The sequence below is a fragment of the Streptomyces sp. NPDC021012 genome, from assembly GCF_044333355.1.
In the GTDB taxonomy this organism is placed as follows: Bacteria; Actinomycetota; Actinomycetes; order Streptomycetales; family Streptomycetaceae; genus Streptomyces.
On record NZ_JBIRQU010000008.1, the window covers coordinates 127599 to 142651 of the forward strand.

The window sequence follows — 15053 nt, forward strand, 5'->3', positions numbered from 1 at the left end:
CAGGCGCGGGGCCTGCGGGTCCGGGCAGAAGTACTGCGGCCTGGAAGATCAGGCGGCGGCCTTCGGGGCGTTGACGTCGGCCGGGAGGGCCTTCTGCGCGACCTCGACCAGCGCGGCGAACGCGTTGATGTCGTTGACGGCCAGCTCGGCGAGGATCTTGCGGTCCACCTCGATGTTGGCGGCCTTCAGACCCTGGATGAGGCGGTTGTACGTCATGCCGTTCTGGCGGGCAGCGGCGTTGATGCGCTGGATCCACAGCTGACGGAAGTCGCCCTTGCGCTTCTTGCGGTCGTTGTAGTTGTAGACCAGCGAGTGGGTGACCTGCTCCTTGGCCTTGCGGTACAGGCGCGAACGCTGACCGCGGTAGCCGGAGGCCTGCTCGAGGATCGCCCGGCGCTTCTTGTGGGCGTTGACTGCCCGCTTGACGCGTGCCACTTCTTAACTCCTTGTAGCGGGGTCGCGGTGGTCCTCACACGACCCGAAAAACGGATGGGTCCCGGTCTGTGCCGGATGCCCTCGTCGCCGAGGGCGGGAGATCAACTCAGATGCCCAGCATCTTCTTGATCTTGGCGGTGTCACCCGGGGCCATCTCGGCGTTGCCGCTGAGGCGACGCGTCAGCTTGGACGACTTGTGCTCGAGCAGGTGGCGCTTACCGGCGCGCTCGCGCAGGATCTTGCCGGAGCCGGTGACCTTGAAGCGCTTCTTGGCACCGGAGTGCGTCTTGTTCTTCGGCATAGCGCCGTTCTCTCCTCGTCAGTGGCGCTCCCCCGGTGCGGGCACCGGTCGACCGGGAGCGTCATTCTTCGATTGGGTGGGACCGGACGGAATCCGGGGGCTGCCGGAGGGCAGCCCCCGTGGATCACGCCTCGGCGTTCTCGGCCGGGGTCTCGGTCGAGGTCTCCTCGGCAGCGGCGGCGGGGGCCTCGGGCGTACCGCCCTGGCGCTCCGCCTTGCGCGCGGCCTGGGCCTCGCGAGCCTCGGCCATGGCCTCGGTCTTCTTCTTGTGCGGACCGAGAACCATGATCATGTTCCGGCCGTCCTGCTTCGGGTTGGACTCGATGAACCCAAGCTCCTGGACGTCCTCGGCGAGGCGCTGCAGAAGTCGGTAACCGAGCTCCGGGCGGGACTGCTCACGACCACGGAACATGATCGTGATCTTGACCTTGTCGCCCTGCTTGAGGAACCGGACGACGTGACCCTTCTTGGTGTCATAGTCGTGCGGGTCGATCTTCGGCCGGAGCTTCATCTCCTTGATGACCGTGTGCGCCTGGTTCTTGCGCGCCTCACGGGCCTTCATGGCCGACTCGTACTTGAACTTCCCGTAGTCCATGAGCTTGCACACGGGCGGGCGGGCGTTCGCCGCGACCTCGACCAGGTCGAGGTCGTACTCCTGAGCGAGCTCCAGGGCCTTGGCAAGGGGGACGATGCCCACCTGCTCGCCGCTGGGGCCGACAAGACGCACCTCGGGAACGCGAATCCGCTCGTTGATGCGGGGCTCGGCGCTGATGGATCCTCCTCGGTAGCACCACGCGACCGCCTTGGCGGACGGACACGTCACGTGAAACAGTTGAGACCAACCGGGCCGGTACATGAAAAATGCCCCGGACGGTACACAGGCGGGGCTCCACGGAAAACCGGAGCACCACCACGGTGAACCGCGGGGCGCACATCGGGCGGCTCCATCGTCCGTACGGAACGATGGGCGCCACCTGACCGGTGACCCGCCACCCGTGAGGGTGGTCAGGTGGGAGTACGGAGCCTCCACTTGTGGGCCGGACACAGAGATGTCCGGCCGGTCGTTACACAAGGTTAGCAGGACCCGGCGGTCGGCGCGAACCGTACGTCCGCTTATCGTGTGGGCATGAGCGAGACGCCCCAGAACGAGTCCACGGACTCCCCCGACTTCGAATCCATGACCCGCGACATCGCGGAGGTCCCGGCGGTCGAGGTGATCGTGACGGTCGCCGTCAACCTGATGAGCGCCGCCGCGGTGAAGCTCGGGCTCACCGAGGAGGGCGACAAGTACAAGGACCTCGACGAGGCGCGCAAGCTGATCCACGCGCTCGCCGGTCTCCTGGACGCCGGCGCGACGGAGGTCTCCTCCTTCCACGCGGCCCCCCTGCGGGACGGCCTCAAGTCCCTCCAGCTCGCCTTCCGCGAGGCCTCCCTGATCCCGGACGAGCCGGGCCAGGGACCGGGCGAGAAGTACACGGGGCCGGTGTACGGCTAGGGCCTGATCGTTTTCCGGGGGTACGGGGGTCGCCCCCGGAAGACAGCAGCCACGGGACCGGTGTACGGCTAGGGCCTGATCGTTTTCCGGGGGTACGGGGGTCGCCCCCCGGAAGACAGCAGCCACGGGACCGGTGTACGGCTAGGAGATCACTGCTTTACGTAGAAGGGCTCGCCCGGAGGCGTGGCCGAGGCCGGCAGGAGTGCCAGGTCGAGGCCCCGCACCAGGCGGGCCCTCAGTGTTTCGTCGGCGGCCAGGGCGCGGGCCACGCGCTGGGCGGCCTCCGCCGGGGAGGCGTCGGCATCGAGGACCAGGGCGAGGGTGCCGTCGGCGGTGCCGGGGCCCAGGTGGGCGCGGAGCACCGCGGGCTCGGCGGCGACGAGGGCGCGCACGGCGTCCCGTACGGCCGGGTCGTCGAGCGGGTCGGTGCTGGTGCGGCCCTCGGCGAGGGCGAGCAGCGCGGAGCCGGTCACCTGGTACGGCACCGGGCCCGCCAGGTCCAGGACCAGGGTGTCGGCCTTCTCGTGGACGAGCGCGGCGAGCGCCTGCCGGGTGGGGACGGCCACGGGGCGGGCCGCCGGGTCCCAGAGGGCGAGCGAGGCGATCGAGGTGAAGGCCGGCAGGGCCCGCCGGTCGCCGGCCGTGAGGGTGGGGACGGCCATGTCGCTCGTCTTCTCCTGCTTCAGGCCCGTCTCGGGGTCGATCTCGACCTCGCCGAGGACGGCGACCACGGGGACGAGCAGCCGGGCCTCCTTCAGGGCTTCGAGGACCGGGCCGTGGGCGGTCCGGTCCTCCGCCCAGGCCGCGAGGGCCGCGGCGAGCCGCGGGTCGGCGGTGCCGTCGTCTTCGGAGAAACCGGGGTCAGGGATGTTCTTGAGCGCCACGTACCGAGCCTAACCGCCGCCCTCCGGGCTCCCGCTAGGAGGTCCGGTGGGCGCGCCGGAGCATCACGGCGGTGAGCAGCAGCAGGGCTCCGAGTCCGCCGGCGACGGGGGCGAGCAGGCCGAGGGGGCGGCTCTCCTCGGCGGCGGGGACGGGGCCGGGCCCGAAGTACCGGCCCCGGTATCCGGAGGCGACGGCCTTGGGGTCGCCGCCCTTGATCCGGCCCCCGGCGGCGATCGCGGCGGCGGGGTCGACCGTCCCGTACCCCTTGGCGTCGCTGCGGCCGCCCTTCGGCCGGTTGCGGGCGGTGTCGACGAGCAGCCGCTTGATCTGGGCGGGGGTGAGGTCGGGGTGCGCGGAGCGGACGAGGGCGACGGAGCCGGAGACGAACGCGGCGGCGGCGCTGGTGCCCCAGCCCTCGTAGTAGCGGCGGTCGGGGTCGGCGATGACGATGTCGTCGCCGGGGGCGCTGACGGTGGCGTACCAGCGGCGGGTGGAGAAGGATGCGTGGGTGCCGTAGCGGTCGACGGCGGCGACGGCGATGACGCCGGGGTAGGCCGCGGGGTAGGAGATGTGGTCGCCCTTCTCGCCGCCGTTGCCGGCGGAGGCGACGACGGAGACGCCCTTGGCGAGGGCGTACTGGACGGCGGCGTCCTCGCCCGCGTCGGGGTGGGCGGACTTGGAGTCGTCGCCGAGGGAGAGGTTGATGACGTCGGCGCCGTGGTCGGCGGCCCAGCGGATGCCTTCGGCGAGGGCGGCGCCCCGGGTCTTGCGGGCCTTGTCGCGGGCCTTGTCGGTGGACTCCAGGATGACCCGTACGGGGAGGATCCGGACGTCCGGGGCGACGCCCAGCACACCGTCCTGGGCGCCCGGGCCGTGGCCGTGCCCGGCGATGATGCCGGCCATGGCGGTGCCGTGCCGGGCCCAGGCGCGGTCGCCCCGGGACGCCCCGAAGCCGATGAGGTCGCGTCCGGTGAGGACCGAGCCCGCGAGGTCGGGGTGTTCGGCGTCGACGCCGGTGTCGAGGACGGCGACGGTGATGCCCTTGCCCTTGGTGGTGCGCCAGGCCTCCGTGGTGTGGAGGGCTTCGAGGCCCCATTGGCGGGCCCGGATGGTGTCGGCGTGCGCGGGGGCGGTGGTGGCGGGCAGGACGGAGAAGGCGGCGGCGAGCAGCGCGGCCGCGGCGCCGCGGGTGCGGCGGTGGGCGGGTCGGGTCACCGGGCGTTCTTCTCCTCGACGGCCTTCACCGAGGCCATGCCCAGCACGTAGACGAAGCGTTCGGTGATGCCCTTGGCCTCGTGGCCGAGGCCGGACTGCGCGGTGGCGTCGGTACGGTTCGGGGTCATGGCCCGGTCGGCGGGGACGGGTCCGCCGTCGACGGTCCGGCCGTCGGCGAAGCCGGAGACGGCGGTGACGACGACGGGGAGGTCGTCGGGGGCGTTCAGCCACCAGGCGGCGCGCTGGGCCGGTCCGAAGCGCTCGGCGACGGTGCCGGGTCCGGCGAGGGCCGGGGGGACGTCCGTACCGAGGCGGGTGGTGAGGTCCTTGCCGAGGGTGCGCTGGGCGGCGGAGTCGGCGCGGGTGAAGACGAGGCCGACGGTGATCACGCTGCTGGAGGTGGCGTCGGTGTACGTGGCGCGCAGGACGCGCTCGCAGCCGAGCGGCCGGACGGTGGCGAGGAGGCCCTTGGCGAGGACGGCGGGGGTGCAGGGGGCGTCCGGGGCGACGACGATCCGGGTCCAGGTGCGGGCCGCGCCGCCGGGGCCGGCGACGGGGCCGGTCAGGGTCCGGGGGAAGAGGGTGTCGACGGGGGCGTCGTGCCAGAGGTCCTTGGCCTCGGTGTAGCCGAGGGGTTCGACGGGCCTGTCCTGCTCTGCGGCGGCCAGCCACACACCGGCGAGGGCCCCGCCGATGAGTCCGAACCCGAGCACGGCACACACCGCCACGGCCACGGTCCGCCCGGCGCGCCGCCGCTCCCGCACGGGCCGCAGCCGCGTGGTGACCTCACCGAACGCCTCGGGCGGCATCGCGCCGGAACCGTAGGGGTGGTGGTCGTACGGGGGGAGGGGACGCGACGGTACGGACGCGGGGGCCGCGGGCGCGTGCGGGGCTCCGGCGGGGCGCCCGGCCTCGGGGCCGACGGGCTTGTGGGGCTCGCGCGGGGACCCTGCGGGGCGTCCGGCAGCCGGGTCGACGGGCTCGTACGCGGCCCCGGCGGAGCGCCCGGCCTCGGAGCCGGCGGGGGTTGCCGTGGGCCGAGCAGGGGTGGCGCCGGGGTCGGCCGGCCCGGCGGGCGCGGCCTCGGGCCTGATGGGCTTGCCGGTGGTCTCGCCCTGGGGGGACGCGGGCCAGGCGGGGGCGGACGTCGGCCGCGTCGGGGCGTCCGTGGCCCCTGCGGGAGCGGGCATCGGCCCGGCAGAGGCCGACGCGGAACCTGCCAGGACGGACGCCGAGCGGGCGGAAGCGGGCACCGCCCCGGCAGGAGCCGACGCGGGCCGGGCGGAAGCGGACGCCGAGCGGGCCGGAGCGGGCACCGCCCCGGCAGGAGCCGACGCGGGCCGGGCGGAAGCGGACGCCGAGCGGGCCGGAGCGGGCATCGGTCCAGCAGGGGCCGACGCGGGCCGGGGCGGTGGAGGCGTGGTGTCGGCGGGGGCGCTCGTGCGTCCGGTCGGGGTGGGCGCGGACGGTGTGGTCGGCGGACCCGCCGCCGGGGCGGGTGGCGCGGCCGTCGGTCCGGGCGGCGGAGGCGTCGGCGTGCGGGGCGGCGCGGGCGGCGTCGGGGGGACCGGGCGGAGGCGGGTCGTCGTCTCGGTGGGCGGGGGGTCAGCCGGGAGGAGGGCGTCGGTGATGCGGGAGGGCGTGGGGCGGTGCTCGCCGGTCATCCCCGTCCCCCTGCTCATGTCGACAATGCCCGCCACTCTACGGGCTGTTCCCCCGGGCACGGGAACCCAGGGGCTACCCACCCGTAAACCTGTCTGGCAAGCTCGGGCCATGACTCCCCGTGCCGCTGACCGGGCCCGCTACGACCGGGCCACCGCTCACCTCGACGCGCCCGTGGCGATCGTCGACCTGGAGGCCTTCGACGCCAACGCCGCGGACCTCGTGCGCCGCGCCGGGGGCAAGCCGATCCGGGTGGCGAGCAAGTCCGTGCGGTGCCGGGCGCTGCTCGAACGGGTCCTCGCGCGGGACGGGTTCGCCGGGATCATGTCGTTCACGCTCGACGAGTCGTTGTGGCTGGCGCGGGCCGGGTTCGAGGACGTGCTGCTCGCGTATCCGTCGGCCGACCGGTCCGGGTTCGGGGAGCTCGCGCGGGATCCGAAGCTCGCCGCCGCCGTGACCGTGATGGTGGACGACGTGGCGCAGCTCGATCTGATCGACGCCGCCCGCGCGGGCGGGACGGAGGAGGTGCGGGTCTGTCTGGAGCTGGACACCGCGCTGCGGCTGCTCGGCGGCCGGGTACGGGTCGGGGCGCGGCGCTCGCCGCTGCGGGAGCCCGCCGAGCTGGCCGAGCTGGCCCGCTCCGTGGTGCGGCGTCCCGGTTTCCGGCTGGTCGGGATCATGGCGTACGAGGGGCATGTCGCCGGGGTCGGGGACGCGGTCGCGGGCCGGCCGCTGCGCTCGCGGGCGATCCGGCTGATGCAGGCCGCGGCCCGTAAGGAGCTCGCCGAGCGCCGGGCCGCCGTGGTGCGGGCCGTCCGGGCGGTGGCGCCGGAGCTGGAGTTCGTGAACGGCGGCGGCACCGGCAGCGTGCAGCACACGGCCGCCGAGGACGCGGTGACGGAGATCGCGGCGGGTTCGGGGCTGTTCGTGCCGCGTCTGTTCGACAACTACACGTCCTTCAGCGGGCGCCCGGCCGCGCTCTTCGCGCAGCCCGTCGTCCGCCGCCCCGGGGTGGGCGTGGTCACCGTGCTCGGCGGCGGCTACCCGGCGTCGGGGGCCGCGGGCCCGGACCGGCTGCCCGTGCCGTACCTGCCGGAGGGGCTCCGGTACGACCCGCAGGAGGGTGCCGGCGAGGTGCAGACCCCGCTGCTCGGCTCCCCCGCCGACGACCTGCGGATCGGTGACAAGGTCTGGTTCCGGCACGCGAAGGCCGGGGAGCTGTGCGAGCGGTTCGAGAGCCTGCACCTGGTCGAGGGCGATCGCGTCACGGCGACCGTGCCCACGTACCGCGGGGAGGGCATGACCTTCCTCTGACACATCTGACGCACGCGCCCGGGGGTCAGTCCCCCGGGATGTGGGCGAGCATGCGCTCCATGCCGCCCACCCAGTTGGCCCGCAGCATGGTGATGGCTCCCGGCAGGTCGTCTTCCAGGAGTCTGCGGGCGATCTCGCAGTGCTCCTCCGACTCGCGGGCCACCGGCTCGTCCTCGGCGACGACCAGGTTCTCGTAGCGCCGCATCCCGCCCTTGACCCGGGCGAGCAGGTCGAGGAGCCGTTCGTTGGTGCAGCCGCTGAGCAGCAGGCCGTGCCATTCGTCGTCGCGCCGGTCGACCGTCTCGTGCGCGGCGACCTGGTCGGGGAAGCCCTGAGCCAGGTCGAGGAGGCGCGGGGCGATGCTCCGCAGGTGGTCCGGGTCCGAGGACTCCAGGGCCAGGGCCTCCAGGGCCGCGACGATGGCCACGAGTTCGCGGAACTCCTGGCGGCTGACGGGCGCGAAGCGGAAGCCGCGCCCCTGGCTGCTCTCCAGCACTCCTTCGCCCGCCATCGCGATCAGGGCCTCGCGCAGCGGTGTGCGGCTGACGCCCAGCTCGGCGGCGAGCGCCGCTTCGTTGACATCGGAACCCGCGCTGAACTCGCCGCGGGTGAGGCGGTCCATGAGCTCGTCGCGGATCTGCTCGCGCAGTGGGCGGCGTTCGATCGCCATCAAGGTCCCCAATCCCCAATCTCTTCCGATCTCCAGCGTACCCCTTGACCGTATGCAGAGTACTGAACTAAGTATTTTGAATACAAAACACCGGACGGGGTCCCCGACCCCGGAGGAGGCGGGACATGGGCGGCCTGACGCGGGTTCCGGGACTGCTGTTCGGAGGCGACTACAACCCCGAGCAGTGGCCGGACGAGGTCTGGCAGGAGGACGTCCGGCTGATGGCCGAGGCCGGCGTCAACCTGGTCACCGTCGCCGTCTTCTCCTGGTCCCGGCTCGAACCCTTCCCCGGCGCCTACGCGTTCGACTGGCTCGACCGCGTCCTCGACCTGCTCCACGCGCACGGCATCGCCGTCGACCTCGCCACCGCGACGGCGACCCCGCCGCCCTGGCTGGTCCGGAACCACCCCGGGATCCAGCCCGTCGACGCCGCCGGCACCCGGCTGGAGTTCGGCTCGCGACAGGGCTACTGCCCGTCCTCGCCGGTCTTCCGCGCCGCGACCGTCCGACTGGCCCGGGCCATGGCCGAGCGCTACCGGGAGCACCCCGCGCTCGCCCTGTGGCACATCGGCAACGAGTACGCCGACCACACCGCCGAGTGCTTCTGCGAGGAGTCGGCCCGTGACTTCCGGCGGTGGCTACGGCACCGCCACGGCACCCTCGCCGGGCTCAACTCCGCCTGGGGGACGTCCTGCTGGGGCCAGCACTACACCGACTGGGAGCAGATCGAACCGCCCCGCAAGGCCCCCGGACCGGTCAACCCCACCCAGCTCCTCGACTGGCGCCGGTTCTCCAGCGACGCGCTGCTGGCCTGCTTCGAGGCCGAGCGCGAGGTCCTCAAGGAGGTCACCCCGGACGTCCCGGTGACCACCAACTTCATGAGCGTCCTGCGCGAGCTCGACTACTGGAAGTGGGCCGCCGCCGAGGACCTCGTCAGCGACGACGCCTACCCCGACCCCGCCGACCCCCGCTCCCCCGTGAAGGCCGCGCTCGGCTACGACCTGATGCGCTCGCTGAAGCGCGGGCCGTGGCTGCTCCTCGAATCCGCGCCGAGCGCGGTCAGCTGGCGCCCGGTCAACGTCCCCAAGGACCCGGGCGTGATGCGCCTGCACAGCCTCCAGGCCCTGGCGCACGGCTCGGACGGCGTCATGTTCTTCCAGTGGCGCCAGGCCAGGTACGGGCCGGAGAAGTTCCACTCGGCGATGCTCCCGCACGGCGGCACCCGGACCCGCCAGTGGCGGGAGACGGTCGCCCTGGGCGCGGACGTCCGCCGGCTGGCCGAGATCGCGGGCAGCACCACCGAGGCCGAGGTCGCCCTGCTCCTCGACTGGGACAGCTGGTGGGGGCTCGAAGCCCCCGAGTCCATGCCCTCCGACCGGCTGCGGCTGCACGAGCTCCTGCTCGCCTGGTACGCGCCGCTGCATGCCCGCGGCATCGCCGTCGACCTGGCCCCGCCGGACCGCGACCTCTCCTCGTACCGGCTGGTCATCGCCCCGAACCTCTATCTGTGCACCGCCGAGCGGGCCGCCGCTCTGGCCGCCTTCCGCGGGCAGCTGGTGGTGGGCCCGTTCAGCGGGGTCGTCGACGCCGACGACCAGGTCCACGAGGGCGGCGCCCCCGGCCCGCTGCGCGAACTGCTCGGCGTACGGGTGGAGGAGTGGCGGCCGATCCCCGACGGCGGGAGCCAGGAGGTGGTGACGGCGGACGGCACCCGGCTGCGCGCCCGCACCTGGAGCGAGTGGCTGTCCACGGACGACGGCGACGCCGACGACACCGAGACACCGGACGTGGAGGTACTGGCGCGCTACTCCGGCGGGCCGCTGGACGGCCGCCCGGCCGCCACCCGGCGCGGCACCGCCACCTACCTGAGCTTCCTGCCCGAGGACCCGGCGCCGCTGCTCGACCGGATGCTGGCCGCCGCCGGGATCACCGGGGTGACCGGGCAGGGCCTTCCCGAGGGGGTCGAGGCCTGCCGCCGGGGCCCGTACCTGTTCCTGCTCAACCACGGGACCGAACCGGCGACCGTCCCGCTGCCGGCGCTCGCCGCGGCCCACGGCGGCACCCCGCCCACCGACCTGCTGACCGGCCGTCCGCTGCCGGCCGGCCCCGTCGTCCTCGCGCCACGCGACGCCGTGGTCCTGAAGTCCTGACCGAAGCCCTGCCCGACCGAAGCCCTGACCGAGGAGTGCCAGTGGCCCATCCCTACATCCCCAACGCGGGGCCCGAGGCGCGGGCGGCGATGCTCGCCGAGATCGGCGCCCCCGACGTCGCCGAGTTCTACGGCGACATCCCCGCCGACCTGCGGCTCGCCCGCCCGCTCGACCTGCCCGCGCCGTACGCCGACGAGCAGGGCCTGGTCCGGCACGTCCGCGGCCTGCTGGCCCGGAACACCGACCCGGCGCGGCTGCTGAGCTTCCTCGGCCACGGCTGCTATCCGCACCACGTCCCGGCGGTCTGCGACGAGGTCAACGGGCGCAGCGAGTTCCTGACCGCCTACGCGGGCGAGCCGTACGAGGACCACGGCCGCTTCCAGGCCCTCTTCGAGTACGTCTCGATGATGGCCGAGCTGCTTGAGATGGACGTCGTCAACGTCCCCACGTACGACGGCTTCCAGGCCGCCGGTACGGCGCTGCGGATGGCCGCGCGCCGCACCGGCCGGAACCGGGTGCTGGTCAGCGGGGCGATCGCGGCCGACAAGCTGGCCAAGATCCGCGACTACCTCGCCCCGGACGTCGAGGTGCTGCTCGCCCCGGTGGCCGACTCGGGCGAGATGGGCGAGGTCCGGCTGGACGAGGGCTTCGCCGCCCTCTACCTGGAGACGCCCACCGTCCACGGCGTCGTCGAGACCCGCGGCCGCGAACTGGCGGAGCTGGCGCATGCGGCGGGCGCCCTGCTGGTCGTCGGCACCGACCCGATCTCGCTCGGTGTGCTCGCCCCGCCCGCCTCCTACGGCGCCGACCTGGTCTGCGGCGACATCCAGTCGCTCGGGATGCACCCGCAGTACGGCGGCGGCCAGGCCGGGTTCATCGCCTCCCACGACGAGGAGCGCCTGGTCGCGGAGTTCCCGTCCCGGCTGTTCGGCATCGCGCCGACCGCCGTCCCCGGCGAGTACGGCTTCGGTGACGTCTTCTACGACCGGACCTCCTTCGCGCTGCGCGAGGAGGGCAAGGAGTGGGTCGGCACCGCCGCCGCCCTGTGGGGCATCACCGCCGGCGTCTACCTCGCCCTGATGGGCCCTCGGGGGATGCGGGAGATCGGCGAGACGATCCTCGCCCGCACCCGGTACGCCATGCGGGCGCTGGCCGCCGCCGGCGCCGTGGTCCGCCATCAGGAGGCCGTCCACTTCCGGGAGTTCGCCGTCGAGGTGCCGGACGCCGACGCCCTGCTCGACGCCCTGCACCGCCGGGGGATCCTCGGCGGCGTGCGGCTCGGCCCCCGGGAGGTGCTGGTCTGCGTCACCGAGACCCACTCCATCGCCGACATCGACACCCTCGCCGCGGCCGTCAAGGACGCCCTCTCCGCCCTCGGAGGCACCGCATGAGCGCGCACGGAGCGCCCGAACCCTTCGCCACCCTGCCGGTCGCGCCCAAGCCCGCGCTGCGGCGGTTCCACCAGGCCCGCTGGGACGAGGAGGTCGTCTTCGAGCTGTCCCGCCCCGGACGGCGCGGAGTCGGCGTCCCCGCCCCGGACGCGCCCCTGGTGGAGCTGCCCGAGGGCGTCGCCCGCCGCACCCCGCCCGCGCTGCCCGAGCTGTCGCAGAACCAGGTGGTCCGGCACTATCTGCGGCTCTCCCAGGAGACGCTGGGCGCCGATCTGAACATCGACGTCGGCCAGGGCACCTGCACGATGAAGTACAGCCCCAAGGTCAACGACGCCTTCGCCCGCGACCCGAGGGTCGCCGACCTGCACCCGCTCCAGCCCGAGTCCACCGTGCAGGGCGTGCTGGAGATCTACTGGCGTCTGGAGCAGATCCTCAAGGAGATCTCCGGCATGGCGCGGGTCTCGCTCCAGCCCGGCGCGGGTTCCTCGGCGATCTACGCCAACATCGCGATGATCCGCGCCCACCACGCCTCCAGGGGCGAGGGGGAGCAGCGCGACCAGGTGATCACCACGATGTTCTCGCACCCCTCGAACGCGGCCTGCGCCAAGGTCGCCGGGTACGAGGTCATCACCCTGATGCCGGACGCCGAGGGCCTGCCCGACATCGAGGCGCTGCGGGCGGCGGTCGGCCCGCGCACCGCCGCGCTGATGATCACCAATCCGGAGGACACCGGGATCTTCAACCCGCGGATCCGCGAGTTCGTCGACCTGGTCCACGCGGCCGGCGGTCTGGCCTGCTACGACCAGGCCAACGCCAACGGCATCCTCGGCATCACCCGGGCCCGGGACGCGGGCTTCGACCTGTGCCACTTCAACCTGCACAAGACCTTCTCCACGCCGCATGCCTGCGGCGGTCCGGCGGCCGGCGCGTGCGGGGTCTCCGAGGCGCTGGTGCCGTTCCTGCCCGGCCCGGTCGTCGACCGCGTGACCGACGGCGACCACGAGACCGTGTCCGGCGGGGGTACGTACACGCTGACCGTGCCGGAGCGGTCGGTCGGCAAGATCCGGCCGTTCCTCGGGGTCACGCCCAATGTCGTCAGGGCCTACGCCTGGGTGATGGCGCTCGGCGCGGAGGGCCTGCGCGAGGTCGCCGAGACCGCCGTGCTCAACAACAACTACCTGATGAGCAAGGTCCTGCGGATCCCCGGCGCCTCCGTCCCCTGGGCCCGGCGGCGGCGGGTCGAGCAGGTCCGCTACTCCTGGGCGGAGCTCACCGAGGAGACCGGTGTGCACTCGGAGGAGATCGGCGTCCGGGCGGCCGACTTCGGCGTGCACTACTGGACCAGCCACCACCCGTACGTGGTGCCGGAGCCGTTCACCCTGGAGCCCACCGAGTCCTACTCCCGGGAGGACCTCGACGAGTACGCGGCGATCCTCGCCCATGTCGCCGGCGAGGCCCGGGAGGACGCCGACTTCGTGCGGAACGCGCCCTACCGGCAGACCGTGCACCGGATCGACGCCTCCTCGCTCGACGACCCGGCGCAGTGGTCGCCCAGCTGGCGCGCCTACCTGCGGAAGCACGGCGGGCGGCGCGAGGGCGCGCGGGGCGGGACGCGGCAGGAATGATCGTCGGCCTGATCGTGAACCCGGTCGCGGGTCTCGGCGGCGCCGTCGCCCTCAAGGGCAGCGACGGGCCCGGCGTCCAGGCCAGGGCGCTGGCCCTGGGCGCCGTCCCCCGGGCGGGCGAGCGGGCGGCCGCCGCGCTGCGGGCCCTGCGGGCCCGGCGCCCCGGGCTGCGGGTCCGCACGGTGGCCGGCCCGATGGGCGAGGACAGCGCGCTGGCCGCCGGCGTCCCGTACGAGATCGCCCACCGGCCCCGGGCCGGGGCCGCCACCGGTGCCGGGGACACCCGCGCGGCGGTGGCGGCGCTCGGCGCGGTGGACCTGCTGCTGTTCGCGGGCGGCGACGGCACGGCGCGGGACGTGCTGGACGCCGGGCCGCGCCCGCCGGTGCTCGGCGTGCCGGCCGGGGTGAAGGTCTACTCGGGCTGTTTCGCCCTCAGCCCGTTCGCGGCCGGGGCGACCGCCGCCGGGTTCGACGGGAGCACCGTCGAGGCCGAGGTCGTCGACCTGGACGAGGAGGCGTACCGGTCGGGGCGGGTCGGTGCCCGGCTGTACGGGACCCTGCGGGTGCCGGCGGCGCGGGCGCGGCTCAGCGGCCGCAAGACCGGCTCCTCGGCGGAGCCGCCGGGCACGGCCGATTCCGTCGCCCGCGCGGTGGTGGCGGCCATGCGCCCCGGCGTCGCCTACGCGCTCGGGCCCGGTGCGACCACGCTCGCCGTCGGGCGCGCGCTCGGCCTCGTGCTGACGCCGCTGGGCGTGGACGTCGTCCGGGACGGCGTCCTGCTCGCCTCCGATGTGACGGAGCGGCAGCTGCACACCTGTGCCATGTCACAGGTGACGCAGGGCGTCCTGTCGGTCATCGGCGGGCAGGGCTTCGTGATCGGGCGCGGCAACCAGCAGTTCAGCCCGCGTGTGCTGGCCGCGCTCGCCGGGCTCGTCGTCCTCGCCACCCCGCAGAAGCTCGCCGCGCTCGGCGGGCGGCCGCTGCTCGTGGACAGCGGCGACCCGGCGGCCGACGCCGCGTTCGCCGGCCACGTCCGGGTCGTCACCGGCCACCGCGCATCCGTGTTCTACCGCATCCAGTCCGCCAGTGAGGAGCTCCCATGAACACCCTGAGCAGCAAGGTCGCCATCGTCACCGGCGGCGCCTCCGGCATCGGCCGGGCCACCGCCGAGCTGTTCGCCGCCGAGGGCGCCTCCGTGGTCGTCGCCGACCTCGCGGACGCCGGCGGGACCGTCCGGGGGATCGAGGCCGCCGGCGGCCGGGCGGTGGCGGTGCGGGCCGACGTCTCCGCGGAGGCCGACTGCGAGCGGATCGTCGCCACCGCGGTCGAGACCTTCGGCGGCCTGCACGTCCTGTTCAACAACGCCGGGATCATCCGGCGCCGGACCGCCCTGGAGACCTCCGTCGAGGAGTGGGACCGGGTGATGGCCGTCAACGTCCGCTCCGTCTACCTGATGTGCCGCTTCGCCGTCCCGGCGATGACGGAGGGCGGCTCGATCGTCAACACCGGCTCCGGCTGGGGGCTCAAGGGCGGCGGCAACGCGCTCTCCTACTGCGCCTCCAAGGCCGCGGTCGTCAACATGACGCGGGCCCTGGCCATCGACCACGCCGCCGCCGGCATCCGGGTCAACTCGGTCAACCCGGGCGACACCATGACCCCGATGCTCCGCGACGAGGCCCGCCAGCTCCAGGAGGAGTGGGCGGCCTTCGAGAAGGACGCCGCCGACCGGCCGATGGGCCGGGCCGGATCGCCCCGGGAGATCGCCGCCGCCGTGCTCTTCCTCGCGAGCGACGCGAGCAGCTACATGACCGGCTCCGCCCTGGTCGTCGACGGCGGCGGCCTCGCCTGACCCCGCACCCGCACCGCCCCTCCCCCTCTCCCTCCCCTCACGAAAGCCCAGGAGGCACCCG

General features: G+C 74.0%; 14 protein-coding genes. 7 read left to right on the top strand and 7 right to left on the bottom strand.

Going from position 1 to position 15053, the window contains the following annotated elements:
- Positions 1-48: 48 nt before the first annotated feature.
- From rplT to infC, 3 genes are all read right to left on the bottom strand, one after another.
- Positions 49-435, bottom strand: coding sequence for a 50S ribosomal protein L20 (gene rplT / locus ACH4TP_RS25980; RefSeq protein ID WP_030493496.1), 387 nt, complete (start codon positions 433-435; stop codon positions 49-51).
- 106 nt (positions 436-541) lie between these two features.
- Positions 542-736, bottom strand: a complete 195-nt coding sequence (gene rpmI, locus ACH4TP_RS25985; protein ID WP_389228251.1) for a 50S ribosomal protein L35 — start codon at positions 734-736, stop codon at positions 542-544.
- Positions 737-860: 124 nt separating this feature from the next.
- Positions 861-1592 carry a translation initiation factor IF-3 gene (gene infC, locus ACH4TP_RS25990; protein WP_389228254.1) on the bottom strand — a complete coding sequence of 244 codons (732 nt, stop codon included), beginning with the start codon at positions 1590-1592 and terminating at the stop codon, positions 861-863.
- A 270-nt stretch (positions 1593-1862) separates the two neighbouring features.
- Between infC and ACH4TP_RS25995 the strand changes: the two genes are divergently transcribed.
- Complete coding sequence (locus ACH4TP_RS25995; protein ID WP_388852350.1) at positions 1863-2231, top strand: DUF1844 domain-containing protein; 369 nt, start codon at positions 1863-1865, stop codon at positions 2229-2231.
- Between the two features lie 149 nt (positions 2232-2380).
- Here the strand turns inward: ACH4TP_RS25995 and ACH4TP_RS26000 are convergent, their stop codons facing one another.
- From ACH4TP_RS26000 to ACH4TP_RS26010, 3 genes are read right to left on the bottom strand one after another with little or no spacing between them, the layout of a single operon-like run.
- Positions 2381-3115 carry an SseB family protein gene (locus ACH4TP_RS26000; RefSeq protein ID WP_389228257.1) on the bottom strand — a complete coding sequence of 245 codons (735 nt, stop codon included), beginning with the start codon at positions 3113-3115 and terminating at the stop codon, positions 2381-2383.
- A 34-nt stretch (positions 3116-3149) separates the two neighbouring features.
- Positions 3150-4331, bottom strand: a complete 1182-nt coding sequence (gene mycP, locus ACH4TP_RS26005; protein ID WP_398439274.1) for a type VII secretion-associated serine protease mycosin — start codon at positions 4329-4331, stop codon at positions 3150-3152.
- The gene (locus ACH4TP_RS26010; protein WP_398439275.1) at positions 4328-5521 is read right to left on the bottom strand and encodes a hypothetical protein; all 1194 of its coding nucleotides are present in this window, start codon (positions 5519-5521) and stop codon (positions 4328-4330) included. Before ACH4TP_RS26010 ends, mycP begins: the two co-directional genes overlap by 4 nt.
- A gap of 583 nt (positions 5522-6104) precedes the next feature.
- Here ACH4TP_RS26010 and ACH4TP_RS26015 point away from each other — a divergent pair.
- Positions 6105-7307, top strand: coding sequence for an amino acid deaminase/aldolase (locus ACH4TP_RS26015; protein WP_389228266.1), 1203 nt, complete (start codon positions 6105-6107; stop codon positions 7305-7307).
- Positions 7308-7332: 25 nt separating this feature from the next.
- Here the strand turns inward: ACH4TP_RS26015 and ACH4TP_RS26020 are convergent, their stop codons facing one another.
- Positions 7333-7977: a GntR family transcriptional regulator gene (locus tag ACH4TP_RS26020; RefSeq protein ID WP_398186388.1), complete on the bottom strand. Its 645-nt coding sequence runs from the start codon at positions 7975-7977 to the stop codon at positions 7333-7335.
- 125 nt (positions 7978-8102) lie between these two features.
- On the opposite strand from ACH4TP_RS26020, the gene ACH4TP_RS26025 reads away from it, so the two are divergent.
- From ACH4TP_RS26025 to ACH4TP_RS26045, 5 genes are read left to right on the top strand one after another with little or no spacing between them, the layout of a single operon-like run.
- Entirely contained in the window at positions 8103-10127 is a 2025-nt protein-coding gene (locus tag ACH4TP_RS26025; RefSeq protein WP_398439276.1) for a beta-galactosidase, read from the top strand.
- Positions 10128-10168: 41 nt separating this feature from the next.
- Entirely contained in the window at positions 10169-11518 is a 1350-nt protein-coding gene (gene gcvPA, locus ACH4TP_RS26030; RefSeq protein ID WP_398439277.1) for an aminomethyl-transferring glycine dehydrogenase subunit GcvPA, read from the top strand.
- Positions 11515-13143 carry an aminomethyl-transferring glycine dehydrogenase subunit GcvPB gene (gene gcvPB / locus ACH4TP_RS26035; RefSeq protein WP_398186379.1) on the top strand — a complete coding sequence of 543 codons (1629 nt, stop codon included), beginning with the start codon at positions 11515-11517 and terminating at the stop codon, positions 13141-13143. Before gcvPA ends, gcvPB begins: the two co-directional genes overlap by 4 nt.
- On the top strand, positions 13140-14246 hold the full coding sequence (locus ACH4TP_RS26040) for an ATP-NAD kinase family protein (RefSeq protein ID WP_398439278.1): 1107 nt from the start codon (positions 13140-13142) through the stop codon (positions 14244-14246). Before gcvPB ends, ACH4TP_RS26040 begins: the two co-directional genes overlap by 4 nt.
- Positions 14243-14992, top strand: a complete 750-nt coding sequence (locus ACH4TP_RS26045) for an SDR family NAD(P)-dependent oxidoreductase (protein ID WP_389228284.1) — start codon at positions 14243-14245, stop codon at positions 14990-14992. Before ACH4TP_RS26040 ends, ACH4TP_RS26045 begins: the two co-directional genes overlap by 4 nt.
- The last annotated feature ends 61 nt before the right edge of the window (positions 14993-15053 follow it).